The 324-nt window shown below is 39.8% G+C and carries 1 pseudogene; it reads right to left on the reverse strand.

Annotation, left to right across the window (positions count from 1 at the left end):
• Nucleotides 1-104: 104 nt before the first annotated feature.
• Nucleotides 105-324: pseudogene (locus tag KNP76_RS15910) on the reverse strand (hypothetical protein); the annotation flags it as partial.

A 324-nucleotide genomic window follows, 5' to 3' on the forward strand; every position in this document is an offset into this window, starting at 1 on the left:
TAGGCTACCTCACACCGATAAAATATGGTGTGGTGGCAGCCTAATAAGGTGTTTTTATTAGTGTCTCATATAGCTAGGTCAGTCTAAATAGTCCTTTTTATTACTTATTTTACTCCAATGACTAAACTATCTCGTGCAGCTTCCACTACTTCTGTCGTGATAGTTTCAAGGTTATTGATTTCTAATATTCTTTCGATTTGGGTGAAAAGTCTTTGGATAAGTCGAAAGTTTCCACTGTTGACACTCCCACAGCTAAAGCAGTGGGATTCTGAAGTGCTTGTGCGAGCGCAGTCCATTTCTGTTTTGCTCAAGCCTTCAGATGAG

The organism is Exiguobacterium sp. s150, from assembly GCF_018618435.1.
GTDB lineage: Bacteria > Bacillota > Bacilli > Exiguobacteriales > Exiguobacteriaceae > Exiguobacterium > Exiguobacterium alkaliphilum.